At 36.8% G+C, this 23,943-nt stretch carries 27 protein-coding genes; 13 read left to right on the top strand and 14 right to left on the bottom strand.

The window, feature by feature from the left end:
• The first annotated feature begins 1 nt into the window (after position 1).
• Both JKP34_RS02805 and JKP34_RS02800 read left to right on the top strand, forming a co-directional pair.
• Positions 2 to 223 (top strand): helix-turn-helix domain-containing protein, encoded by a 222-nt coding sequence (locus JKP34_RS02805; RefSeq protein ID WP_201917485.1) that lies wholly within the window; start codon positions 2 to 4, stop codon positions 221 to 223.
• Positions 216 to 899, top strand: a complete 684-nt coding sequence (locus JKP34_RS02800; protein WP_201917483.1) for a CPBP family intramembrane glutamic endopeptidase — start codon at positions 216 to 218, stop codon at positions 897 to 899. The genes JKP34_RS02805 and JKP34_RS02800 overlap by 8 nt, the downstream gene beginning before the upstream one ends.
• Here JKP34_RS02800 and JKP34_RS02795 read toward each other — a convergent pair whose 3' ends face one another.
• Entirely contained in the window at positions 900 to 1,445 is a 546-nt protein-coding gene (locus JKP34_RS02795) for a hypothetical protein (RefSeq protein WP_201917481.1), read from the bottom strand.
• Between the two features lie 72 nt (positions 1,446 to 1,517).
• On the opposite strand from JKP34_RS02795, the gene JKP34_RS02790 reads away from it, so the two are divergent.
• The 4 genes from JKP34_RS02790 (at position 1,518) to JKP34_RS02775 (ending at position 4,919) form a co-directional block, all read left to right on the top strand.
• Complete coding sequence (locus JKP34_RS02790) at positions 1,518 to 1,697, top strand: CPXCG motif-containing cysteine-rich protein (protein ID WP_201917479.1); 180 nt, start codon at positions 1,518 to 1,520, stop codon at positions 1,695 to 1,697.
• Positions 1,698 to 1,760: 63 nt separating this feature from the next.
• Positions 1,761 to 2,525 (top strand): SDR family NAD(P)-dependent oxidoreductase, encoded by a 765-nt coding sequence (locus JKP34_RS02785; protein ID WP_201917477.1) that lies wholly within the window; start codon positions 1,761 to 1,763, stop codon positions 2,523 to 2,525.
• Positions 2,503 to 3,093 carry a DNA-3-methyladenine glycosylase I gene (locus JKP34_RS02780; protein ID WP_236664868.1) on the top strand — a complete coding sequence of 197 codons (591 nt, stop codon included), beginning with the start codon at positions 2,503 to 2,505 and terminating at the stop codon, positions 3,091 to 3,093. Before JKP34_RS02785 ends, JKP34_RS02780 begins: the two co-directional genes overlap by 23 nt.
• Before the next feature lie 5 nt (positions 3,094 to 3,098).
• Positions 3,099 to 4,919 carry a MutS-related protein gene (locus JKP34_RS02775; protein ID WP_201917475.1) on the top strand — a complete coding sequence of 607 codons (1,821 nt, stop codon included), beginning with the start codon at positions 3,099 to 3,101 and terminating at the stop codon, positions 4,917 to 4,919.
• Between the two features lie 8 nt (positions 4,920 to 4,927).
• On the opposite strand, the gene JKP34_RS02770 is transcribed toward JKP34_RS02775, so the two are convergent.
• Positions 4,928 to 5,341 carry a hypothetical protein gene (locus tag JKP34_RS02770; protein ID WP_201917473.1) on the bottom strand — a complete coding sequence of 138 codons (414 nt, stop codon included), beginning with the start codon at positions 5,339 to 5,341 and terminating at the stop codon, positions 4,928 to 4,930.
• Positions 5,342 to 5,354: 13 nt separating this feature from the next.
• Here JKP34_RS02770 and JKP34_RS02765 point away from each other — a divergent pair, with 13 nt between their 5' ends.
• Positions 5,355 to 5,603: a hypothetical protein gene (locus JKP34_RS02765; RefSeq protein WP_201917471.1), complete on the top strand. Its 249-nt coding sequence runs from the start codon at positions 5,355 to 5,357 to the stop codon at positions 5,601 to 5,603.
• A gap of 280 nt (positions 5,604 to 5,883) precedes the next feature.
• On the opposite strand, the gene JKP34_RS02760 is transcribed toward JKP34_RS02765, so the two are convergent.
• Positions 5,884 to 6,846 carry a M20/M25/M40 family metallo-hydrolase gene (locus JKP34_RS02760; protein ID WP_201917469.1) on the bottom strand — a complete coding sequence of 321 codons (963 nt, stop codon included), beginning with the start codon at positions 6,844 to 6,846 and terminating at the stop codon, positions 5,884 to 5,886.
• 97 nt (positions 6,847 to 6,943) lie between these two features.
• On the opposite strand from JKP34_RS02760, the gene JKP34_RS02755 reads away from it, so the two are divergent.
• Positions 6,944 to 7,954: a hypothetical protein gene (locus JKP34_RS02755; RefSeq protein ID WP_201917467.1), complete on the top strand. Its 1,011-nt coding sequence runs from the start codon at positions 6,944 to 6,946 to the stop codon at positions 7,952 to 7,954.
• Position 7,955: 1 nt separating this feature from the next.
• On the opposite strand, the gene JKP34_RS02750 is transcribed toward JKP34_RS02755, so the two are convergent.
• The 3 genes from JKP34_RS02750 to JKP34_RS02740 form a co-directional block, all read right to left on the bottom strand.
• Positions 7,956 to 8,726 (bottom strand): hypothetical protein, encoded by a 771-nt coding sequence (locus JKP34_RS02750; RefSeq protein WP_201917465.1) that lies wholly within the window; start codon positions 8,724 to 8,726, stop codon positions 7,956 to 7,958.
• The gene (locus JKP34_RS02745; protein WP_201917463.1) at positions 8,723 to 11,731 is read right to left on the bottom strand and encodes an ATP-binding cassette domain-containing protein; all 3,009 of its coding nucleotides are present in this window, start codon (positions 11,729 to 11,731) and stop codon (positions 8,723 to 8,725) included. The genes JKP34_RS02750 and JKP34_RS02745 overlap by 4 nt, the downstream gene beginning before the upstream one ends.
• 76 nt (positions 11,732 to 11,807) lie before the next feature.
• Positions 11,808 to 12,680 (bottom strand): hypothetical protein, encoded by an 873-nt coding sequence (locus tag JKP34_RS02740; protein ID WP_201917461.1) that lies wholly within the window; start codon positions 12,678 to 12,680, stop codon positions 11,808 to 11,810.
• A gap of 189 nt (positions 12,681 to 12,869) precedes the next feature.
• Here JKP34_RS02740 and JKP34_RS02735 point away from each other — a divergent pair, with 189 nt between their 5' ends.
• On the top strand, positions 12,870 to 13,583 hold the full coding sequence (locus JKP34_RS02735) for a pirin family protein (protein ID WP_201917459.1): 714 nt from the start codon (positions 12,870 to 12,872) through the stop codon (positions 13,581 to 13,583).
• 6 nt (positions 13,584 to 13,589) lie between these two features.
• Here the strand turns inward: JKP34_RS02735 and JKP34_RS02730 are convergent, their stop codons facing one another.
• Positions 13,590 to 15,455: a PAS domain-containing sensor histidine kinase gene (locus JKP34_RS02730; RefSeq protein ID WP_201917457.1), complete on the bottom strand. Its 1,866-nt coding sequence runs from the start codon at positions 15,453 to 15,455 to the stop codon at positions 13,590 to 13,592.
• A gap of 81 nt (positions 15,456 to 15,536) precedes the next feature.
• Between JKP34_RS02730 and JKP34_RS02725 the strand changes: the two genes are divergently transcribed.
• The gene (locus JKP34_RS02725) at positions 15,537 to 16,412 is read left to right on the top strand and encodes a cation diffusion facilitator family transporter (protein WP_201917455.1); all 876 of its coding nucleotides are present in this window, start codon (positions 15,537 to 15,539) and stop codon (positions 16,410 to 16,412) included.
• On the opposite strand, the gene JKP34_RS02720 is transcribed toward JKP34_RS02725, so the two are convergent.
• The 5 genes from JKP34_RS02720 to JKP34_RS02700 form a co-directional block, all read right to left on the bottom strand.
• The gene (locus tag JKP34_RS02720; protein WP_236664867.1) at positions 16,413 to 17,444 is read right to left on the bottom strand and encodes a hypothetical protein; all 1,032 of its coding nucleotides are present in this window, start codon (positions 17,442 to 17,444) and stop codon (positions 16,413 to 16,415) included.
• Positions 17,445 to 17,575: 131 nt separating this feature from the next.
• On the bottom strand, positions 17,576 to 18,052 hold the full coding sequence (locus JKP34_RS02715) for a hypothetical protein (RefSeq protein ID WP_201917451.1): 477 nt from the start codon (positions 18,050 to 18,052) through the stop codon (positions 17,576 to 17,578).
• Between the two features lie 58 nt (positions 18,053 to 18,110).
• Positions 18,111 to 18,563, bottom strand: a complete 453-nt coding sequence (locus tag JKP34_RS02710) for a hypothetical protein (protein WP_201917449.1) — start codon at positions 18,561 to 18,563, stop codon at positions 18,111 to 18,113.
• Complete coding sequence (locus tag JKP34_RS02705) at positions 18,556 to 19,101, bottom strand: RNA polymerase sigma factor (protein WP_201917447.1); 546 nt, start codon at positions 19,099 to 19,101, stop codon at positions 18,556 to 18,558. Before JKP34_RS02705 ends, JKP34_RS02710 begins: the two co-directional genes overlap by 8 nt.
• A gap of 46 nt (positions 19,102 to 19,147) precedes the next feature.
• On the bottom strand, positions 19,148 to 19,984 hold the full coding sequence (locus tag JKP34_RS02700; protein ID WP_201917445.1) for a hypothetical protein: 837 nt from the start codon (positions 19,982 to 19,984) through the stop codon (positions 19,148 to 19,150).
• 99 nt (positions 19,985 to 20,083) lie between these two features.
• Between JKP34_RS02700 and JKP34_RS02695 the strand changes: the two genes are divergently transcribed.
• On the top strand, positions 20,084 to 20,551 hold the full coding sequence (locus JKP34_RS02695) for a regulatory protein RecX (protein WP_201917442.1): 468 nt from the start codon (positions 20,084 to 20,086) through the stop codon (positions 20,549 to 20,551).
• Here the strand turns inward: JKP34_RS02695 and JKP34_RS02690 are convergent.
• Positions 20,537 to 21,199 carry a DUF4230 domain-containing protein gene (locus JKP34_RS02690; protein WP_201917440.1) on the bottom strand — a complete coding sequence of 221 codons (663 nt, stop codon included), beginning with the start codon at positions 21,197 to 21,199 and terminating at the stop codon, positions 20,537 to 20,539. The genes JKP34_RS02695 and JKP34_RS02690 overlap by 15 nt on opposite strands.
• Before the next feature lie 71 nt (positions 21,200 to 21,270).
• On the opposite strand from JKP34_RS02690, the gene JKP34_RS02685 reads away from it, so the two are divergent.
• Together JKP34_RS02685 and gldJ are read left to right on the top strand one after the other, a co-directional pair.
• Positions 21,271 to 22,293 carry a radical SAM/SPASM domain-containing protein gene (locus JKP34_RS02685; protein WP_201917438.1) on the top strand — a complete coding sequence of 341 codons (1,023 nt, stop codon included), beginning with the start codon at positions 21,271 to 21,273 and terminating at the stop codon, positions 22,291 to 22,293.
• A gap of 206 nt (positions 22,294 to 22,499) precedes the next feature.
• On the top strand, positions 22,500 to 23,705 hold the full coding sequence (gene gldJ, locus JKP34_RS02680; RefSeq protein ID WP_201917436.1) for a gliding motility lipoprotein GldJ: 1,206 nt from the start codon (positions 22,500 to 22,502) through the stop codon (positions 23,703 to 23,705).
• Between the two features lie 56 nt (positions 23,706 to 23,761).
• On the opposite strand, the gene JKP34_RS02675 is transcribed toward gldJ, so the two are convergent.
• On the bottom strand, positions 23,762 to 23,926 hold the full coding sequence (locus tag JKP34_RS02675; protein ID WP_201917434.1) for a hypothetical protein: 165 nt from the start codon (positions 23,924 to 23,926) through the stop codon (positions 23,762 to 23,764).
• Positions 23,927 to 23,943 lie beyond the last annotated feature (17 nt).

Here is a 23,943-nt window from a genome sequence, read left to right as displayed (position 1 = left end):
CATGCCTATTATCATCAACTTAGACGTAGTCATGGCCAAGAGAAAAATGTCCCTGACCGAATTATCAGAAAAAGTAGGGGTTTCCATGACCAACCTTTCATTACTTAAGAAAGGACATGTAAAAGGTATCCGCTTTAATACACTTGAAGCTATCTGTGAGGTGTTGGAATGTAAGCCCGGAGATATTATCGACTTTGAACCTAAATCATCATCAAATGAATAAACTAAAAAGCACCTTACTCTACATATTCACTTTTATTTTAGGATATGCATTTTTCGTACTCCCTGACATTATTTTTGGAGTATTTAAATCTTTAGGAGGCAAACAAGGCATCAACCTTTTGTGGATGGCACTTTTTCAGTTCATCTCTGTGACTTTGCTTGTGAGATGGTCATTGAAGAAGAAGGGAAAAAGTTTACAACACATTGGGCTCACAAAACCTCAATGGAAGCACATCCTATTGGGCACACTATTTGGCATGGTTTGGTGGGCCTTACAGGTCTTATACATTTTCCCTATAACTGAGGCAGATTTTACTTACACCCTTTCGCACTTTGATGGCAGCTGGTCTGGTGCTATATTTTTCCTATGCTTAGGTGTAATAGGTGGCGGCATAACGGAAGAAATCTTCAATAGAGGGTATACCATTACTGGCATGAAAGACTTATTTGAGAATAAAAAGCTTGGCTTAATAATAGCTACTTCCTTTTCCATACTCGTATTTGCCATAGGTCATTTGCCAGGCAATACGCTGGAATGGATAGATATTTTAGTACCCACTTCAGTTTATACTGCTCTTTATTTAATTACCGGAAGGCTAACATCCTCAATTTTTGCCCATGGGGTCTACAATGCAGGCATGATTATCTATTTGCAGATGCAATATGTTGCCGTATGATTAAAACTCATTCACCAGCTCATCTATGTCATTTAGTTTTTTATTGCTGGCTTTGCCATCGGTGGCATAGATGATTTTTCCTGCTTTATCCAACACGAAAAAGTAAGGCAACTCTTTGTCCTCTAAACCAAGGATATCATCATAGTCGCTCATGCTGCCGCTGTAAACCATGACATTAGGGTGAAGTTTCTCATCAATACCTTCCTGCATCTTTTTGGTTGCTGCTTTCGAGGCTCCTCTTTTTAAGCCAGTAAACATAGGAATGAACACCACATTTACATCAGGCTTCATTTCAGGAATTAGTGCATTAGGATCGGCCTCCATCACGTAGGCTTCATAAATTGGTTGAAACCAGCTTTTTAAATCATCTTCGGCTTTTTTACTAAAAGCCACACCTACCAAAGTGTACTTTCCTTTTGTAGCATCAGGTATACTGATCAATTCATCGGTTAAACTATTGCCTTCCATATCAGGAAATTGCTCTCCCATTTGAGCGAAAGTAAAAGTGGAAATAAATAAGATTGGTAAAAAGAATAGCTTTTTCATATAGTGTCTGTTATGCTTTTTTTAAAACGATCGTTTTGCTTAACTGTTATTGATAACTCAAGTTAATATTTTATGATAGAACATTTCTTCATTTGTCCAAGCTGTTTACAAGAAGTAAGTGTACTGATTGATCCTAGCATCAAAGAGCAATCCTACATAGAAGATTGTGAAGTTTGTTGCCGTCCACTTCAGATTAATGTACATATTGAAGAGGGTGAGGTGCTTAATTTACATGCAGAATTAGCGCAATAAATAGCTAAAAAGTGATAATTAATTTACATTTATAAACAGCTCTACAATCAACCTTTTATTATTATGAAGATAGATTTATCGCATCAGCATATACTTGTAACAGGTGGCACGCGCGGCATTGGTGCTGCTATTTCCCGATTGCTAGTCAAATGTGGTGCAAGCGTGGTGGCTAATTATCATAGTCAGGAAGAAGCAGCCGAGCGGCTGAAAAAAGAATTAGGCTCACAACTTCACCTAATTAAAGCCGATCTGGGTGGTGCCATGGAAGTTACGCGACTTTTTACTGAAACCATGGATTACTTTAATGGCAGGTTAGATGGACTGGTAAATAATGCTGGCATTGCTATTCCCTCATCAATTGAAAAAAGCGTAATTGACTGGACAGATGACTGGCTCCGCACCATGGATGTAAATGTGAATGCTGTAGGACTATTAAGTATGCGCTCTGTTAAGCAATTCATGAAACAGGAAACCGGAGGGAGAATTATTACTTTAAGCTCAAGAGCGGCCTTCAGAGGAGATACCGAAGACTATTTAGCATACGCTACCTCAAAAGCGGCAGTAGTTTCTCTCACAAAATCTATTGCGCGTGCTTATGGAAAGCATGAGATTAAAGCTTTTGTTGTTGCTCCTGGCTTCACTAAAACTGATATGGCTCAGAAATTCATTGATCAATATGGAGAAGACTTTGCGAAAAGTGATATCGCCTTGAAAGAATTAACGCAACCAGAAGATGTAGCACCCACCATTGCTTTTCTTTTGAGCGGACATATGGATCATGCTACTGGTACAACTATTGACATTAATGCAGGAAGTTATGTCCACTAATGAGAAAGTTCGTTGTGATTGGTGTAGAGGAAGTGAGCTATATGAAAAGTATCATGATGAAGAATGGGGAGTGCCTGTACATGATGATAAAAAACACTTTGAGTTTCTTATTCTGGAAAGTGCCCAGGCAGGGCTCAACTGGTTAACCATTTTGAAAAGAAGAGAAGGCTACCGAAAAGCCTTTGCCAGCTTTGATGTAGAGAAAGTAGCCAGGTTTACAGACGCGGATTATGAACGACTCATCAAAGATGAAGGTATCATTAGAAATAAATTAAAAGTAAGAGGTGCTATAACCAACGCTCAGCTTTTTATTAATATTCAAAAAGAGTTCGGAAGCTTCAACCAATACATATGGTCTTTCGTTGACGGAAAAACCATTCAGAACGAATGGAAAAGTATGAAAGAAGTACCTGCTACCACTAAAGAATCCGATGCACTAAGCAAAGATTTAAAGAAAAGAGGTTTTAAGTTTGCAGGCAGCACCATTATGTATGCACATATGCAGGCATGTGGTTTAGTAAATGACCATATTACAAGCTGTTTCAGACACAGCCAGCTTCAGAATTAATATTTATGACAACTCAAACTCCCTTTTGGGAAGCAAGAAGAGCCCTTTTTGAAGAGAAGATTGCTCAGTTTCAGGAAGAAAAGAAAATCCTTAAAAAGCAGACTAATAAATTTGGCACTGTAAGGGTGTTATTTTTTCTGGCAGCCATTATTGCAGCCGTTTATTTCATCAATGAACGCAATGGATCTGCATCAGCAGCTATTTTACTTATAAGTCCTTTTATCTTCGGATGGCTTGTTCAAAAACACAATTACTATAAAAAGCAGCTTAACCTTGTCAGTAATAAGTTAAACTTTTTAGCTGATGAGATACTCAGGTTAAAGCTCGACCTTAACAAGCTCGATGGTGGAGAAGAATTTGAAGACCATAGTCATCCATATACTACAGATATGGATGTTTTTGGCAAACATTCACTGTTCTCTTTGATCAACAGAAGTAAACTCTCTTTCGGAAGAACAACCATTGCCAAATGGTTTCAAAATCATGCTGAACAAGATGAGATTAAAAATAGGCAAGCAGCCATCAGCGAGTTAAAAGATGATTTTGACTGGCAGCTTGATTGGTGGGCAGAAAATAGTTTGCATCAAAATGATAAAAACGAGAGAACTGACTTATCAAAAATATTTGATTGGTTTGAGCAGGCTAATGCGAAGCCAAAACCCTGGTTAAAAGCTGTGGGGGTGTTAGGTCTCACGCAATTCTGGTGTGTTGTTATTCTGGTTATAGCAGGTATTGTTCCTCCTGCATTTATTGGAGCCTCTATGTTTTTGAATTTCCTTTTGTTGGCTCCCATTCAGAATGAATTCATCAAAACCCAGAAACATACCGAGCATCTTTCAAATTTGTTGAATCAACACACCAGCTTGTTTCAAATGGTATCAGAAAGGGATTTTAGCAATGACTATCTGAACGAGCTAAAGTCCTTATTGACTAATCCTGATGCAGCACAGAAAATTAAAATCTTAAACAGAAGCCTTACCTGGATGCACTCCCGAAATGGTATGATGTACTGGCTGATTGATCCTTTTGTGATGACTGATTATTGGGTGCTTAGCAGTAGTCAAAACTGGCGTTATAAATATGGTAAAAACATAAGAGGTTGGTTTAATACCATCGGTAATTTTGAAGCGCTTCTAAGTCTGGCAGGCTTTGCTTTTGTGCACGAAAGCTACAGCACAGCTGTTTTTGAAAATAATAAGCTTGTGTTAAATGGAGAAGCTATTGGCCATCCACTTATAAAGCATAATGAGCGAGTTAGTAATAACTTTAGCATGCAGGGTAAGGGAAGCCTTACACTGATTACTGGTGCTAATATGAGTGGGAAAAGTACTTTTGAGCGCTCATTAGGTATTAATATTATTTTAGCTCAAATGGGAGCGGTTTGCTGTGCTGCTCAGTTCACATTGAGTCCGCTTCAGCTGTTTACCAGTATGCGCACGCAAGATGATCTTTCAGAGAATACCTCCTCATTTTATGCGGAGCTTAAGAGGCTTAAGCAATTAGTTGATCTCACTCAAAACTTTAGCATTAAACCCATTTTTTATCTGCTCGATGAAATATTAAAAGGCACCAATTCTGAAGACAGGAATAAAGGTGCAGAAAGTTTGATCAGGCAACTGAATAAAACCTATAGCATGGGTTTGATCAGCACACACGATTTATCATTAGCCAGCCTTGAAAATGAATTGGAGGAGTTCGCCAATTTCAGTTTTAATAGTGAAGTGAAGGAAGATGAAATCCTGTTTGATTACAAATTACACCAAGGCCCTTGCCATACCTTTAATGCCGTACCGCTGATGAGAAAAATGGGTATTGAGATAGTTTGATCTAACAATTAGGCTTTCCCTAAGTCATCATTTATTTGTTTAACCACCTCGTCAATTTCAATGACCTGTTTTGCAATCTTCTCAATGAAAATGTCAGGGTTAGGATTCTGTTCTATTTTGTACAAATTAACAAGGCCTAAAAGTCTTGCTACAGGACCTCTCAGTTGATGGGCATTAGTATGACTATACTTTATGAGTATTTCATTTTGCGCTTTGATTTTAGCTGTTCTTTCCTCAACTATTTTTCCCAAGTTGTTATTCAACCAAATTAGTTTCTCTTGTGCTAATACAAGCTGCTCATTCTGGGTATGTATTTCATTAGATTTCTCATTAATTTCAAAAAGAGCGGTATTCAGCTTATTGTGAACATCATCATAAGACTTCTTTAATTTAAATGTGGCAAAAGCAATAAGGAAATACATTAAAGAGTATGTTATGGCAGCCGTAATAGGATCATTAACATGGAATATAAAGACTGTACTCAGTAATATTACTGAAATAAAATGTATGATAAGCATGGCTGCTTTTTTCAAAAGAACGGAGGCTATAAACCCGACTATTAAAACCAATGATAAGGAAGTTGTGACTGAAGGTTCTAAAATTTTTTGGAATGAAACAGAAACTAATACAGTCAAACAGATTATTAACACTGAAATAATTGGTTTCTTATTCCTTAAAAAATAAGCAAACGAAGTCGCTATTAATAAGGCAACTGAAATCTGTATAGATAAAATATCATTAGGATAGAAAACAAGGTTGGCTGCTAAAATGACTAAAAGGCAAGCAATAGAAATAATTATTAATGTATTCAGAAAGTACTTTTCAATATCTTCTATATGAAATTTTGAATACATCATGGAGCAAACACATCATTCCCAATATGAAAATAGTAATATTTATTGTAATAAATAAATATTAGTTGGTGGAGCTTCGCCCTAATTTCTATAATTCCCCTTGCTAGAAACTACTTCTTCCTGCTATTGGCCGTAATCACATCAAGGTTGGCATCGAAAATTAAGACAGCATCTCTGATGAGCTCGATGGCTTCAAGATAAAAATCAGGGTTAACTTTTTCTGCTGTATCAGTAATTTTATGGTAGTCTTTGTGGTCGTCAACACCAAAATAAACAAATGGTACCGACTGCTTATGAAAAGCACCGTGATCTGAGGCATAAGTCCAATTTGGTTTGTCCGTTGGCTTATCAGCTCCGTAAATCATTTTGATCGATTTGTCTTTTGCGGCCTGTTCGATATAGGTTTTAATCTGAGGATAAAAGTAAGTTCCTACAGCATAAAGCTCATTCTTATCGCCTCTGGCTACCATGTCCATATTGACATTAAGTTTGAGTAAGCTACTATCCACCACACTTGAGTTAACAAAATACTTAGCACCCAAAAGTCCCATTTCTTCTGCATCGAAAAAAGCGAAAATCATGCTGTGTTCGGGTTGATTGGCAGTAAAATATTTAACCATCTCCAGAAGTGCTATGGTACCACTTGCATTATCATCTGCACCGTTAAATATATTGAGCGAATCCTTCATTCCGACATGGTCATAATGTGCAGAAATAACTATTATTTGTTCACTGCTAAATCCTTCTACATAAGCCAAAATATTCTTTCCTGTCAGCGTATCACCTTTCTTCTGAGGAATCTCAAAGGCTTGTAAGTAATCAGGAACATAGGCTGCTACTCCTATGTCTACCAACTCATCAATCAGAAACTTTCTCGATTTACTAATAGCCTTTTGCTTTGTAGAACGGCCTTGCATAGAGTCAGCTGAAAAAGCATAAAGCTTGCTCATCACATAAGCAGAATCTGGAAAATTTGTAGTGGCGGTGTCACTCACCTGTTCCACTTCCTGACCGAAGATATTATGAACAAAAAGCAGGATAAAAATAAATGGCAGTAGTGAGTAGGTCTTCATAAGTGGTTATAATCTAGACAATAAAATTATATATAATGCCAGAAAGATTGAGACGTTTCCTTTAAAACATTTAATTTCCGCTCAAAATTATTTTTAAATGCGTTTAAAGCTTCTTTTAACATCAATTACTTTTTGTTTGTTCAACCAACTATCCGTTGCGCAAGGCACTTTTAAGTTTTTTACTGAGAAAGCTGATATTCCCAAAGACCTGCTAAAAACCCGGTCTGTGGTTTTTATGAATGTAAATAGCCTTGATTGGGAGAAGGAAGCCGCTAAAATTCATAAGAGCTTTCGAGAAGTAGGAATAGATGCTGTAGCCTACTATGCCCTGTCTGATATTCTTTCCGGCCATGATGCTACTAATGCCTTCTATCGTGATATTACTGAAAGAAGCATTTCAAGTATGATCATCATCAATAAAGAGTCTGATGAATATGCTGCCTATATGGCTGATATACCTGAAGGCGGTAGTTTTTTTGTTCCTGATATGGAAGTGTACGATTTAAGAGCAGCCGACCTTGAAGCTTTGGGTGCCAAAATTGTTATGAAGGCAGAACAAGCCGATTTGGAAAGAGGTAATTTCCTGATTATTGATGTTCCTGAAATATTTCAGCGTACTAATGTGATCAAAACAAGAAGAGTGGCTGACTTTAACCCTGATTTAAGAATTGATAAACTGGCTGTTCCTAAGTTTGAAAATAGTGTATTGCTTGATGGTGATATTGATGCTATGAATGCTGAACTAGATAGTTTGTTAAAAGATAATTACCCTTTTAGGTACGGCCTTGTTGACCCTAATATAACAGATGAAGAACTTATTAGTAATGGCTACTTAATGGTGCTGAGAAAACTTGAAAATAATGTGGAAAGCTTAAAGCGTATGCTTGGCTATGAATTAAAGGAAAATGAAACCATTCACATTTCTACTAGAAAAGGTCAACCTGATACCATAACCAAAATTTTCGCTAACCAGAATGCACATAAGTACTATGTGCAGCAGCTTTACACCAAAGACATTTATTTAGGCAACATATGGGATGCCGGCATAAGTTGGCAGGAGGCACTCCTTAATCACATCACTAATTTAAAAGCCGATATGAGGCGCTAACTTAAAAGGTAAAAGCAGCGCTGTCCAACTTATTTGAGACTGCAATGTTTCCAAGGCTCCTGTCTCCTCTTCCTGATGATAACATAAGGCCATTATAATTATCATAATCAGACCACACACCTGAAATAGCTGGAACTGAATCGGAAGCTTTGCTAAAATAATCCCACTGACTGATCAAATGATTTTCAGGATTTATGTAAGCGTAATATTTATTATCTGGCGTGAAACCAACTTCATTAAATGTGAGCTGAATAACTTCTGCCGCTTCGCCATTGTTGGTGGTATCTTTACCTATATATGTGAGGTGTACCCCTGGATCTTTTAGCTTAAAAGGAAAAACCAACCAGTAGGCATCATTTACCCAAATCTGCTTAGCTCTTGAAATGTAATTTTTGAGAGAATCTTCATCTTGAATCAGCCTACCCTTTATGCTAACACTTCCTGTATCTTGCTTAACATTAACAATGTAAGTGCTCTCTTCCTTTGGGTAATCTATTCTGACTAAACCAGTATGTTTATCCCAAATTAAATCTCTACTGCCGAGAAAATTCCAACCAATATAGCGTGTCTCATTCCATGTTTCTTCACCACCATGAGCTGCTATTACTTTATCGGCCAATTCCACAGCCTTCGCATCAGATAATGAAGCATCAAATGTGTTTTCCGATGCTGGTTCTTCAACAGTTTCTTCTGCTTCTTGCTTTTCTTTTTGAGCACATCCAACAGTTACTAACAGTGCTAATATTAAATAAGTAAGTCTGGTTAATTTCATTTCTTGTAGTTTACTATTTTACGTAGTATATCATAATAGAGGGTTGCATACAGCAAGATAATCATAGCCCAAATCATCATCATATTGAAGCCCAGGGTATGAAAATAATATCCTCCAAAATACTTCTTACCTGTATAAAACTGCGTTCTAAAATCTAATAAATGCTCTGGCTGTGGATCCATGTAAATAGGATATATTTTTTGAACCAACTTGCCATCATATTCCACTAACCTATCAGGGTCATTAGTGTTTCGAACCATTGTTGCTACAGCCTGATTAAAGTAGTTAGATTTTAGATATTCAAACTGCTCCTTTTTTTCTTTTGTACTGGTAAGAATATAAATCCCCTTCTCTTTTTTAGCACTTGCTTCATTGTATAGGTTATTATAAAAGCGTCTGAGTGCAGAAAGGAATTTTTTGGTTTTATCGGCTGTCCATTTATCGAAATTATCTGCGGTCAGTTTATGGTAAGCGTCAAATTGGTTCTTGCCAACAATTTCCAGTTCCAGGCCAATCTCTCTACTCAACAAATCAACTGTTTCTTTAAATTCCTCAGTATCCTTTTCATTTAAGTGTGTCTCTAAATAGTTCAACTTAGTCTCAAGCATAGGGATGTAGTATACCGTTTTATACTCAGACTCCGCCATTTGTTTATCAAGCGGATAGAACGGCTTATTGTAGTCGTTCATCTGATATTGTGCCACCATTGAGGCCTCAAAAGCCCAACGTGAAGCCATTAACTCACCAACTAATGGCACTTGATCAGGAACCGTAATATGTGGGTTTAAACGATCAAACTTTACTACCACACCACTGAGAATTAATTGTGGAATCAGCAAAATAGGAATAAGAATATAAATGGTTATGGCCGAGTTGAAGGCTGAAGAAATATTTAAACCTAATAAATTGGCAAAGCAGGCAGTAGAAAATAAAATGCCCCAGTAAACCATATTGAGACCATCTATCTCTAAAATTATATCACCAATCAGTACATAGGTGAGCGTTTGTATAGCCGAAAACATAAACAGAATACCAATTTTTGAGAGTAGGTAACTACTTCGGCTTAAATGCAAAAAGGATTCTCTTTTAAGGATTTTACGGTCTTTAATAATCTCCTCAGCACTAACCGTTAAGCCCATAAACAGGGCAACTATTATACTCATAAAGAAGAAGGCCGGGATATTGGCATTTTCGGAAAAAAGATATTCCGAAGTCTCATTTTCAGGATAAAAACGAATAATATATGCTAATAAAAGGGCTAAAATTGGCGCTTCCAACAAGTTGATAAGCAAATATTGTCTATTAGCCAGCTTCGACTTAAAATCACGCTGGAAGAAAAGTTTTATCTGGGTTACCCAATTAGGAATATGTAGTTCAGGATCTGGCAGCTCATCAGTTTTTTCTATTTCCTTAATGCTTATTTCCTCCTTGAAAAGCTTTTCCCATTTTTTAGGAGACACCTTTCGCTCATCTGTAACACGACCATATTCATCAACCACCTTGGTTTCAATGATGTTAAAAATCTGCTCAGGATTTACGTTGCCGCATTCAATACAGGCTCCCTGGTCCTTGTCAATGGCATTCGTCTGATGTTTAAAATACCTTACCGCCTCCACAGGGTTACCATAGTAAATCTGATGGCCACCAACATCAAGTATGACCAGCTTATCAAACATTCTAAAAATATCTGATGAGGGCTGATGAATGACCACAAAAACCATTTTGCCTTTCAGACTAAGCTCCTTAAGCAAGTCCATTATATTTTCTGAATCTCTTGAAGAAAGACCCGAAGTAGGCTCGTCTACGAATAATACAGATGGTTCTCTAAGCAGCTCCAGTCCAATATTTAATCGCTTGCGTTGGCCTCCACTAATGGTTTTATCCAATGGAGAGCCCACCTTTAAATTTTTTGTATCCGAGAGACCGAGAGATGAAAGTGTAACAGAAACCAGTTGCTCAATTTCTGCTTCCGTTTTGTTACTAAAGCAAAGTTTTGAAGCGAAGTACAAATTCTGATAAACTGTCAGTTCTTCAATTAATAAATCATCCTGAGGTACATAGCCAATTAAGCCACGGATGGCTTCAGGGTTTTGATTGATGTCAATTCCATTAATGAGTACTTGCCCGTTTGTTGGGCTTTCATTTCCGTTAAGTACATTGAGCAAGGTAGACTTACCTGAGCCAGAAGCGCCCATTAAACCAACCAGCTTACCTGTTTCTTCAGCAATTTTTACATCATGTAAGCCGGTATGTCCATTTGGGAAAGTAAAGCTGATATTGCGGGCTTCGAATGATATATCAGGAATGTCTGTAGCCTGCTTAAACCTACTAACCACATCGCTGTAAAATACACTTTGCGATTTTTCACCTTTTACTGTGCTACCTGCCGGAAATAAGGTGATGGCATCTCTTCTTAACGGCACACCGTTTACCTGCAGCTGATTGTCTCCGATATATTTGATAAAATACATCTCGGAATCCACCAGTCTTAGCACAGCCAAAAATCCATCTAAATTAGGCTCAATTAAGGAATGTGCAGCTTCAGGAATACGCGCTTCGTCCGAAGCTATTATTAAATACTTAGCATTATTGAAAGCGCTCAGTTCTTTAGCAAGGGCAAATGACTTAATATCAGCAACTAGTTGTTCCGGAATCCTGATTTTTTCAACTACATTAATAAGTATTGCAGTTTCTTCATCGGCAATTTCCCCATCAGCCAAAATGAGCTCCAATAACTGAAGGGTTAATATGATTTTTTGTCCGTAAGTGAATTCGGCATTAATGGTATGACAAATTTTTGCAATACGCTCAGGGTCTTCATCCTCTTGATGCCCGATATTTCGGGCAAAATCATCAAATGCCTTTAAGTGCTTAGCAGCAGCTTCATCACTAAGTGTATCTTCAAGAAATTTCTGAATAGCTGCACGTTCATCTTCTGTTACAGAACCTTTTTTGGCAATTATGGCAAACAACTCCAGTAAAGCACTTAATAATTTCTCACTCATTGATCTTTAGGTTGGCTGGCTTAAATATAAAGAGAGCCCAGTTTTAGCCGGGCTCTAATAACGTATCAGGTTTAAATTAACCTGTGATATGATCTCTAATTTTACCTGTTGTATTAGTTAAGGCATCAAGGGCTTCATCCTTTAATAAAAGATCTCCTCTTCCTTCTTCCATCAGTTTTTTCACATCAAGCTTTTTGTATTCTTCTTTGAGCTGCTCCAAGTCTGCAATAAGAGCTTTTGTTTTCTCATCAGAAGGAACACTTTTTAATAAGGCAATCAAATCAATAACAGGCTCTTCTTGCTTCAGCACTACATCAACCAAAGGAATTAAAATAAGTGTTTTGGCATCATCAGGTAAAACATCATCCGGATAATTCTCAATAAGAGCCGTAGCAATGTACAGGCCTTCAATAAATGAACCTGCTAAAAGCATAGCTGAAACCTTCGGTCTGTCCGTTTTCTTTAAATGGTCATCAGCATTCTCAACAGCCTCATTGATAATGGCAGCTAATGAATCTGTGCTTGACAAATTCTTTTCGAATCGTTCAATCATTTTAGGGTTAAAGGCGTTTGAAAGAGCCAATTGATCAGCTATTGGCTTTAGCTCAGCAACGTAGGTCAAAGCTTTTTGAGACTTGCTGTAAGCACTTAAATAGGCTACATCAGTGGCATACGCACCTAAGTTTAATGCTTTCTCATTTTTTGTAGTGTACTTGCTAGCCATTTTAATATCATGCAATAAGCTAGGGCTAAATTCAGCTCCGGTTTCCATTAACAAGAATGGTATCTCAGAAGGTGCAGGCATTTCAGCAATCACTTCTTTGATTTGCTCATTTACTTCAGCTTCAGCTTTATCAAAAGCTTCTTCTTTAGATTTTTCCTCCTTTTTTTGAGGGCTACAAGCAAAGCCGAAAACTATTAATGCTAGTATGGCAAGTTTGAAATTCATTTTCATGAGAGTAGAGTTTTATGTTTTGAGTGTGGAAGTTAATAATTTAAATATTAAATATAAATTCTCTAAGTAAGTTGTATACCTAAAATACACTACTTCTTTCACAATTTTGAGGAAATGACAACTTTCAGTGACACCTTTTTGCACTTCGCTCGTAATACATGTATATACATACAATTTAAAGATATGAATACTACTTTATATAAAGCCGATAGTCGCGGTCATGCAAATCATGGCTGGTTAGATACACATCATACATTTAGTTTTGCCTCTTATTATGATCCTGATAGAATACATTTTGGTGCATTACGCGTGCTGAATGATGACAAAATTGATGGCGGAACAGGTTTCCCTAAGCACCCTCATGAGAATATGGAGATTATCTCTATCCCGCTATATGGTGACTTAGCACATGAGGATAGTATGGGTAATAAATCAGTTATTAAAGAAAATGATGTTCAGGTGATGTCAGCCGGTACAGGTGTTGTACACTCCGAGTTTAATCATAATGAAGGTAAAAGAACTGAATTTCTACAGATTTGGATATTTCCTAAAAAAGAGAATGTAGAACCCAGATATGGACAACATTCATTTAAACCAGAGGACAGAATAAATAAGTTTCAACTAGTTGTTTCTCCTAACAAAGAGGATGTACCCACCTGGGTGCATCAAGATACCTGGTTTCACTTATCTAATTTTGAAGAAGGTTATTCCTCAACATACGAGTTTAAAAAAGCTGAGAACGGTTTATTCATTTTCTTATTAGAAGGTGAGCTAAATGTGGAAGGTCATTTACTTTCTAAAAGAGATGGACTAAGCATTACGGACACCCAAAAAGTGCAAATTGAGGCTACTCAAAACGCCCATTTTTTATTAATGGAAGTACCTCTTAACTGGTAGTTTTCGTTACGGCTTTTGGAAGTAGATAGTAAACCTGGTACCCTCTCCTGGTGTGCTTTCTACTTCTACTCTTCCTCCCATAGCTTCTATCTGATTTTTGGTGATAAATAAACCAATTCCGCGAGCATCTTTATTTCTATGGAAAGTTTTATACATTCCGAATAATTTGGCGCCATGTTTTTCTAAATTGATGCCTAGACCATTATCTGAATAGATCAATTTGATTTCATGAAGTGTTTCCGTGGCTGTAATTTCTACATGCCTTTCTTTCTTTTCAGGATCAGCATATTTAATGGCATTGCTTAAAAAGTTGAGCGCTATGCTTTCCAAATAAGCAGGTATACCCTTAATTGTCAGACTATCAGGCACATTATTTATCAACTCAACTCCTCTTGAGTCAGCAAATGTATTTTGTGACTGAATGGCATCATCAATATACTTCTTAAGATTTAGGTCAGAGAAATTATCATCAAGGGTTAAATTAATATCAACAATTTCATCTAGGTGCTTTGTCGTTTCTTTCAGTTTTGAGGCAGCATTAGCTAACATTTCAAATACTTTTTGCTTTTTATCATCAGATAGGTCGGTAGAAAGCATTTGTGTTAGCATTGAAAAATTATTGGAATGAGACCTTAAGTTATGACTTACTATGTGAGCAAAATTCACTAAGCGGTTATTCTCATCTTTGGTATTTTCCATTAATTTGTCTTTAAGGTATTGCTCTTGCTTAACCTTATCGATATCCAGAAAAAGTCCATAAACCCGTTTGCAATCTCCATTCTCAAACTCCGGAATTCCAATTGTTCTTACCCATTTTAGGTTGTTTTTAAAGGTATTGATTTGTAACTCCACATCGTACGCTTTACCTTTTTCAATAGCTTCGCTGAAGCATTTTTCTATCAAATCACGGTTGTGCCCTTCTGGATAACGACTTATGCCTTCTTCAAGCTTTATCCTATAATCATCCGGAGCTTCGTAGATTCTGTTTGTTACTGCATCCCAATAAGGTTCAATGGGATTAAACTTTACCTCCCAGAAACCAATTGATGCGGCTTTTGTAGTTGCCTCAAATAATTCTTTAAATTTTTTGGTTTCTAACTCCTGTTCTTTTCTGGCTGTAATTTCCTGATGTGAGCCAATCATCCATTCAGGCTCTCCGGCATCTGTCCAGGTAAAAACCCTTCCTCTGTCCAGTATCCATACCCAATGACCTTTCTTGTGCTTCATTCTGCACTCAATCTCATAATAGGAGGACTCTCCATTAAAATGTTTTTGTAACTCCTCCTCTGATTTTTTCAAATCTTCAGGATGGCATAAAGTGGTCCAGGTTTTTAAAGAAACAGGCTCCAATTCCTTTAGTGAATACCCTACAATTTCAGCCCACCTTTCGTTAAAAACTGTTTCTCCCGTTTGAACATTCCACTCCCAAGTGCCTAGATTAGTGCCTTGAATTATTTTTTTATACTTGTCTATTATCTCTGCAGATTGATATTCCTGATAAATATTTTTGTGGCAGCCAACTAACCACTCCTCACCACTTGCTGTAAAAAAAGCCACTTTTACTGTTTGCTGAATACCATTGCCATTAGCATCAAAAACTTTAAGCTTCTTTATAAAAGGAGATGAATAGTTGTATAATTCTTTCTTTGAGAGAAGTTCCTCTTCAACAATTGTTCTGTTTAATAACTTTTCAAGAGGATAAGCATCCGAGTTAAGACCCAAAAGATTCCCAAGCTTGTTGCTTATCAGGGCATTAGCATAATCATCACATTTTACTAACCAACCGCCATCTACAGCATACTCTGAAATGAATTTGTAAAGCTTTTCATTCTCACAAACTAATTCGTAAACAGCCTTATCATACTGAAGCATATATTTTGTAATTTATCACGGAAGCTTGGTTAGCTTTAAGTTTTGTTTCTATTGTCACCACTTTTTTAAAAATATACTTGTATGGTTAAAGAAAAAAGACTTTTCTGGGTTATTTTAATAAACATTGTTATTACCGTTTTACAAATTATAGGTGGTATTTACGCTCATAGTTTAGCCCTCATTTCTGACGCTACCCATAATTTTAGTGATGTAGCCGCATTAACCATCAGTCTTATTGCCATTTTACTCGCTAAAAAGAAACCAACTTATAGTAAATCTTTCGGGTATAAGCGCGCTGAAATTTTGGCTGCTTTTATTAACTCCGCAGCCATTATAGTGGTGGCCATTTTCATCATGTATGAAAGTATAGAAAGACTAATTACCGGAAACATCATCTCTGAAAATTTTAACCTAATTATATACCTGGCACTTTTTGCAGTTATTGGTAATGGACTAAGTGCCTTCTTTCTCTATAGCAAAGCTGATAGAAGCATGAATATGCGATCAGCATTTTTACACCTGTTATCTGATATGTTATTTTCAGTTGCTGTATTAATTAGTGGGTTGCTAATGAAATACTATAGCTTTTACTGGACAGATCCGCTTTTATCCGTAGGCATTGGCATTTATTTGATAGTTAATAGCATAAAGCTTTTAAAAAGCAGTACCAGAATACTACTACAATTTGTACCTGCTGAAATAGATATTCCAAAACTGGTGGACGAGGTTAGTAAACTGCCGGAAGTAAAGAACATTCATCATTTACATATCTGGCAATTGGACGATGAAGTTGTTCATTTAGAAGCTCATGTTGACCTAGAAAATAACCTGCATGTGAGCGAAACCGCTGTTATAAACAAGAAAATTGAAAATCTTTTACATACCCGCTTTGCAATAGGCCACACAACGCTTCAGTTTGAGTACGGACTTGAAGAATCGAAAGCCATAATTCAGTAGTTATTTCCAGTAGAGCATGTAAGATACCGCCACGCTCAGAAAACCATTAGGTTCATATTCATAAGGCTCATTAGGTAAAGCCATAGGAATATTATAGGTGTAATTAAGCATTAAGCTGAACTTGCCCACTTGCATAAAAACAGGCATGTTGAAGCCGTAATTCATGAGCCCGAATACATTGTCTTCCTTAATTTGTTGCTCATAATAAGTATCTATCACCTCGGTTATCTGCTGGCCGTTGAAACCTCGCCTGTTCAGAAATATAGCTGCTGCTGCATTTCTCTCCTGATATAGCAAACTGGCCAAGGTAAGATACTCCTTTCTTTCAAGCTGTGGATAAGGCTCATTTCTTAAAATTTGTAGCAAGTCATGAAAAGGTGTATCAGATTGCCGCACATAAATAATGTCAGAATTTCCTGCAATCACACTAAACCCCGGGTTTAAGCTTATACTTTTCAACCATCCTTTAAATTGCCAGCTTTTGCTAAAACTTCCATTAAACATTAGACGGTGAGCAGTAGAGTTTCCGTATAAAAAGCTGTAATCAAGGCCTAGGTTTAACCATTTGTAATCAAAATAATTACCTACTTGAGCCGCCTTATTAAACTGATTCTGGATAGTATCATTATAAAAATAGAAATCGTGGCTTAAGTTAGTACTCCAGTTTTTAGCATATTTATTACTGTAGCCAACAGCAAGAGCGGTTAAGTAATAAGATGGATCATATCCACTATTCCAGAAAGATGAGATATCTACAAAGGCATTGCTAGGATGAAAATAGGAGATACCTGTTGAATAACCGTTTTCCTGAAAATCCTGAGCTCGGCCAGCTGTGGATACCTGGCTCATATAGGATGATCGGAATATTACACTATGATATTTCGGTTTTTCAAGCATCAACAAACTATCTACTAATTTGAATAGGGCCAATGTAGAGTCCGTCTCATCTGCAAAAATAGCATCCAGCTCAGCATAGAGGGCCTCCACACTTTGTGCAGAATCAATTTGTATTGAATCATTCTGTGCTTGCAACGGAAAAGGATTGAAAAAAGCACAAAAGAAAAACAGCTGAACTGTAATAACAGCCCAGCTTTTAAAGAAGTATAGCATTCTCTTACTACTGCCGTACACCTTTCTTTATAAAAAATGGAAAAAATACAACATCAATTATCGTTTCTTCTTTGTCTTCTGTTGTAGAGTTTTTGTCTTTGCTCGCTTTGCTCCTTTAGCCTTTCCAGAAGCATTTTTCTGAAATCATCTTCTGCTTTTCGTAAAGCAATCAATTGTCTGCTACTAATAACTGTGTTCAGCCTTTGGGTATATTTTTTATCAAGGTCAAGTTCTCTTTCCTTCAATGCCAAACCTATTTCAAGCAATCTTTTGCTTTCTTCTTCTGACATGCCCTCTGCTCGGAACTCCTTTCTTGCATCAAGGTATTCTCTTTTTAATGACTCCCTTTGTTTGGAATATTCTCTGTAAAGAGGCCAAAATTTCTCAGCCTCCTCGGGGCTAAGGTCAAGTCTTTGGTTTATAAGGGCTATCCTTGCCGCTTCAATTTTGTCTTGGGCCGACTGGCTTTGGGAATAAGCCAGGTTGCTCAAAAGCACAAAAAACAGGAAACCAATAATCTTTAATTTCATCTTTGTAATGTTAAATTCTAATCACAATCTCTTTTATGGCACACGCCTACTAAAACTTTTATAAAGCATAATAATCAAGAAGTGCATCAGCATCTTCATTTGATAACTCAAACTCAGGCATCGGCTCTTCAACACTAATATCATTTGACACCAACTCATTTACAATGTCTTCGGTGTTCAGTTCAGAATAAGCCAGATAAGCAATTATTTCATCATTCGACACTTTACTCAGGAGTAGCTCAGGATTATTATCAGTGTTTAAAGGAAAAACCCAAAATGCAATAACAACACACGCTGCGGCTAAACTGGCGGCTATGTAGTACCAACCTTTTCTTAAAGAAACTACCTTGGCAAATTTACTTTCTTCTACCTTAGACTCCTCTTCATCAATTAGCTTATCGATACTAGCTGTCAAATTTTCAAAGTACCCATCCGGTGCCTTGTATTGACTTTTAGTCTTGATGTCATCAAGTCTGATTTTCTTATCGCTATTTGAATTTTCCTTACTCATGTTTATTCAGGTAATCCTCTATTTTCTTAACTGCCAAATGATAGCTTGCCTTTAATGCTCCTACACTTGTGTTCGTAATTTCAGCAATTTGTTCGTATTTTAAATCATCAAAATACTTCAAATTAAAAACAAGCCGCTGTTTATCTGGCAACCGTAAAAGTGCTTTTTCTAGTTTCATTTCCACTTCCGATGCATCAAGCCCTCCATAGCTTACTGCAGTTTCAAGAAGCAGTTCCATATGCTCACTACCCACCGTCTTAGCATGCTTCTTTTTTCTCAAAAGTTGCAAAGCTTCGTTGGTAGCTATTCTATACAACCAGGAAAAATAAGATGCATTTTCATCGAACTGATGTCTGTTTTTCCATGCTTTAATAAAAGTAGTTTGCAGTGCATCATTAGTATCATCATGATCTACCAAAATTCTCCTAATGGTATGATAAACACCCTCTTGGTATTTATTAACTAAAACAGAGAAAGCCTTGCGCTCAGTGGCTTCGTTTTTCAGCTGTTGAATTAGCAGGCTTTCTTCTGTACTCATCTATTCGAACTGTGCTTAATCTGTTTTATACTAAATTTAAGCAATTTTATGAACCTGTAATTGTGTAGGTGTTTCCATTGATAGTCACTCTTATAGTATTATCACAGGTACCATCACCGTATTCCACAATTCTTTCTCTATTATTTCTAAGACCTGTATAAATTATCTCTTTTCTACCTTGAGTTCTAACAAATCCTCCGTTGGCTGCACAAGCAAAATCTGCTATTATTGGGTCTGTAACTTCTGAACTAAAAGTCCTTCCTCTTGTATCTTCACCTGTCAGAGAACCTGTAATTTCGATCATAAGACCTTTTCCATCATCTATACCTTGAATTATTTCTCTTGTTCTGCCACCATTTAAAGTGAATGATTGTTCATTAGGGAAAGTAACAGTATAGTCAATAAGTGTATAAACACTTTCATAGTTGCCTTCATTGTTCATGTTTAACTTACGTACACTTATGGCTCCAGTTATTTGACGGTTATTCACAAAGTAGTTTTCAAAGGTGATTTCTTTATCAGATCGTAAACCATCTGGTTCATTGCTATATGCCACATAAATAATTCCGCTTCTTTCTCGTCCATAAGGCCCTACACATCCATCACCAAAATCAATTGTTAAAATTTTGGCTTCCGCATTCCAGGTTACTTCAGCACAAACAGCTGAGGCGCTTCTCTGCTGACTATTAATTTCAGCCTCCACTGTTGAGGTGATATCCACATCTTCATCAGCAAAACTTTCTGTAGTGGTATTATTTTCTACAACTTCTACTTCCTGTTCTGTAGTTAATTCCATTGTTGCTTCTTCGTCATCTCTGTTACAAGCGAATGAAACTGCTATGGTTAACAGTAAAGTGGTGATTAATTTTAAATTAGTTTTCATTTTTCCTTTGTTATTAGTTTTAAATAATATTCTCTTTGAGCTCGTTTGCCACTTTGATGCAGCAAAAAGCCAAAGGTTTAATCAGGTTGAAAAAAAATTATGGGTGACACTCAGTTATTAAAAAGCGCTAAGAACAAAGCCGCTAAATATTGCGCCTACCAGGAAAGAACCCAGCAGGAAGTGAGGGACAAATTGTACAAATGGGGGTATTACGGTGATGATGTGGAAGAAGTAATTGCTTTTTTAATTTCTGAAGGCTTTGTAAATGAAGAACGCTATGCAATTGCTTATGTAAGAGGCCATTTTAATCAGAAAAAATGGGGAAGGCTAAAGATTAAGATGGGACTACAACAAAAAGATATTTCTCCTTATTGTATTAAAAAGGGACTAGCTGAAATTAATAATACAGCCTACGAAGAAGCCATTGAAAGCTTGCTTAAAAAGAAATATAATCAACTTTCAGGAGAGGATCTTTACGTAAAGAAGAACAAAAGTGTAAGGTATGTAATGCAAAAAGGTTTTGAACCCAACTTAATTTGGGAAATAGCTAATTCACTTTTCAAGTAAATCTTTACCTTCTGGGGCCAACTTAACAGGCTTTAATTTATAAGTAATAATTACCTTCTTATTAGTAAGTCCTTCAAACATCGGATTCAACACTAAGCCAGCCATACGTTCTGCATCAGCTAAAATACCAGACTCTTGAGCAGCATCTTTTATTTGGACTTCAGCTTTGGCATATACTTTATCAATGAACTCTGCCGCCTTCTTTTCGTCCTTGCTCGTTTTTAAATCGTAAAAGGTGCTTTTATCTAAGTCAATTTTATAGTAACATAATTCCGGAGCTGGCAATTGAACAAAAATAGTATCCTTCTCAATCTGAAAATCCTTGGCTTCAAGTTTAGTTAAGTCCACACAAGCAACAGCTTCTCCTTTTGCAATTAAAATAGCCTTCTGATCTTGCCCAGCAGGAAAATAAAATATGCCTAGGTCCAAATATCTCTTTGCTAGTTCTTCAGCTTCAATTACTTCTTTAAATCTATATTTAACCAATTCTAATTTACCTAGAGCTTCTATTTCCTGCAGTACAGTTGTATTTTCAATACTGAATTTCTCTGGGGTTGAATAATTGCTCAACCTTCTTAGCCACAAAAAAGCAAGAAGTACTAAAACTATTGCCCAAGGAAGAATACGTAAAATAGCTTTAAAGCCCATGATAAAATGAATTCGTTAGATGATCTTGGTTAAAGATGGGAAGATACAAATAATTCAATTTACTTTGTTTTATGCACTGGAAAGATAGCATTAACATACTGAGTAAACTCAGCTTCTACAAGCTCTGGAATGCCGGAAAAATCCTAACTAGCTATTATTATTCACGCTACACCAGGAATCCTTCGATCAAAGGGATGCCACTTTCCATAGCCGTTGAGCCAACAACCTCATGCAATTTACGCTGCCCAGAATGCCCCAGTGGTTTACGCTCGTTTAGCCGACCAATAGGGATGTTAAAGCCAGAAACTTTTAATGACATGCTCTCTCAAATAAAGAAGCATGTTGTTTCTATGTTGTTTTATTTTCAGGGAGAGCCCTATCTCAACAGGGAGTTTCTTGATTTAGTAAAGCTTGCCAGCCAAGCCAACATTTATACAGCTACTTCAACAAATGCGCATTATCTGGATGATGAAACTGCCAAAAAAACTGTAGAAAGTGGTCTAGACCGTTTAATCATTTCAATTGATGGTGCTAGCCAAGAGACTTATGAGTCTTACAGGGTAGGCGGTAAAATCGAGAAGGTAATTGAGGGCACCAAAAACATTATCAAATGGAAAAAAGAATTGAAGAGCAGCACGCCACATGTGATTTTTCAATTTTTAGTAGTAAAACCAAACGAGAAGGATATTCCCAAAATCTATGAATTAGCTAAAGAATTAGAAGTAGACGAGGTGAAACTTAAAACCGCTCAGATTTACGATTATCAAAACGGCTCTCCGCTCATTCCTAATAATCCTAAATACAGCAGGTATAGAAAATTAGCCAACGGACTCTATACAATAAAAAATAAGTTGCTGAATCAATGTTGGAAAATGTGGCACAGCTGTGTTTTAACATGGGATGGCAGAGTAGTTCCTTGCTGTTTTGATAAAGATGCAACGCATCAATTAGGCAATTTAAATACAGAAAGCTTTAATAATATTTGGCATGGTGATGCCTACAATAAATTTAGAAGTGATATATTAAAGGCTAGGAATGAGGTAGATATTTGTACAAATTGTACAGAGGGCACAAAGGTTTGGGCCGAAGCATAAGGCAATATCGTACTACTCAAAGCCGTTTTAATGCAACTAATTTAAAATTCTTACATATTGATCGAATTTGCGGTAAATAACTTTAAAATTTGATTTTAATATTTGAATTTAGTGGTTGGTAAAGGTATATTTACCAGTAATTGTCTATATTGCATTGATATAGAAGTGATTAAACAGTGTATATTAAACAAATACAATAACAGGATATGAAAAAGTTTGTGTTTCCATTTTTACAAGCCTGCTTAATTGGTAGTGCTGCTTTTCTGTTTTCATGCGGAAGCAGTAACCCTACAGCAAGTAGCCCAGGTGTGTTGAGTACGGCTACGGGCTTAGAGTACAACAGCGAAGAAGGTTTTCAGGTAGCTGAATTCCGTGGTCAACCAGATGGCCCTAACCTTGTTTACATTGAAGGAGGTAGAACTGTACTAGGTTCATTCGAAGAAGACATCCTTCAAACCAGAGATAATATTGAAAGAACAGTAACAGTTTCTTCATTCTACATGGATGAAACAGAGGTTGCTAACATTCACTGGTTAGAGTTTTTACATTATGTAAAACTTGATTCATCAAGAGATTACTATAACTCAGTTTTACCGGATACAACAGTTTGGGCTAGAAAATTAGCTTACAACGATCCTTATGTTGATCATTACTTAAGATACCCTGGTTTTAGATACCACCCAGTTGTTGGTGTTAGCTGGAATCAAGCTAATGAGTATGCTAAGTGGAGATCAATCATGGTAAACTACAAATTAGCCGAAGAAGCTGGAATTGAAGTACCTGCTGAAACAGGAGGAAGAATTCCGTTAGAAACAGGTGTTGTTTTACCAGATTACAGACTACCAACTGAAGCTGAGTGGGAATATGCCGCAACAGCATTAATCGGTACCCAATGGGTTGACGAAGTTCAGCTTTACAAAAGAATTTACCCTTGGGATGGTCACTCTTTAAGAAACCCATATGGAAAAGAAATGGGTTACTTCCTTGCTAACTTTAAAAGAGGTAGAGGTGATTACGGTGGTATTGCTGGTAAATTAAATGATGGTGCTTTCGTTACAGATTATATTTACAACTATCCGCCAAACGATTATGGTCTTTATAATATGGCTGGTAATGTAAATGAGTGGGTATGGGATTTATACCGTCCGCTTTCTTTCCAGGATTTTGAAGATTTAAACCCTGTAAGAAGAGATGGTACTTTAGATCCCCAAAGTAACTATGATAATGGTGCCAGAGACCCTAACGTAATCAACTCATTGATTAACGATGAAATTAGAGTATACAAAGGTGGTTCTTGGGCAGATGTTGCTTATTGGTTATCACCAGGTACAAGAAGATTTATAGAGCAGGATTCTGCCACTTCTACTATTGGCTTTAGATGTGCAATGATCAGAGCTGGTGGAAATAAATAATTAAGAAACACGGACATAAAAAGGCCTGATTACTTTCGTAATCAGGCCTTTTTGTTTTAGCCACCGCAGCCAATAAATTTCTTAAAGTCCATCCCATCAGGTATCACTCCGTGTTGGTTCCCTTCTTGCTCTTCAGAGTTAATATTCTCCGTTGAGTTGTCTTTGTCCTCCTCTTGCTTATTTAGGCTTTCTTCTTTCTTTTTTTCGCTAGATTGATCCATAATATCTAAGTATACGA

The sequence above is a fragment of the Marivirga atlantica genome (assembly GCF_016734805.1).
Lineage (GTDB): Bacteria > Bacteroidota > Bacteroidia > Cytophagales > Cyclobacteriaceae > Marivirga > Marivirga atlantica.
The sequence above is the reverse complement of the archived record's forward strand: the minus strand, read 5'-3'. Positions and strand labels throughout refer to the sequence as shown.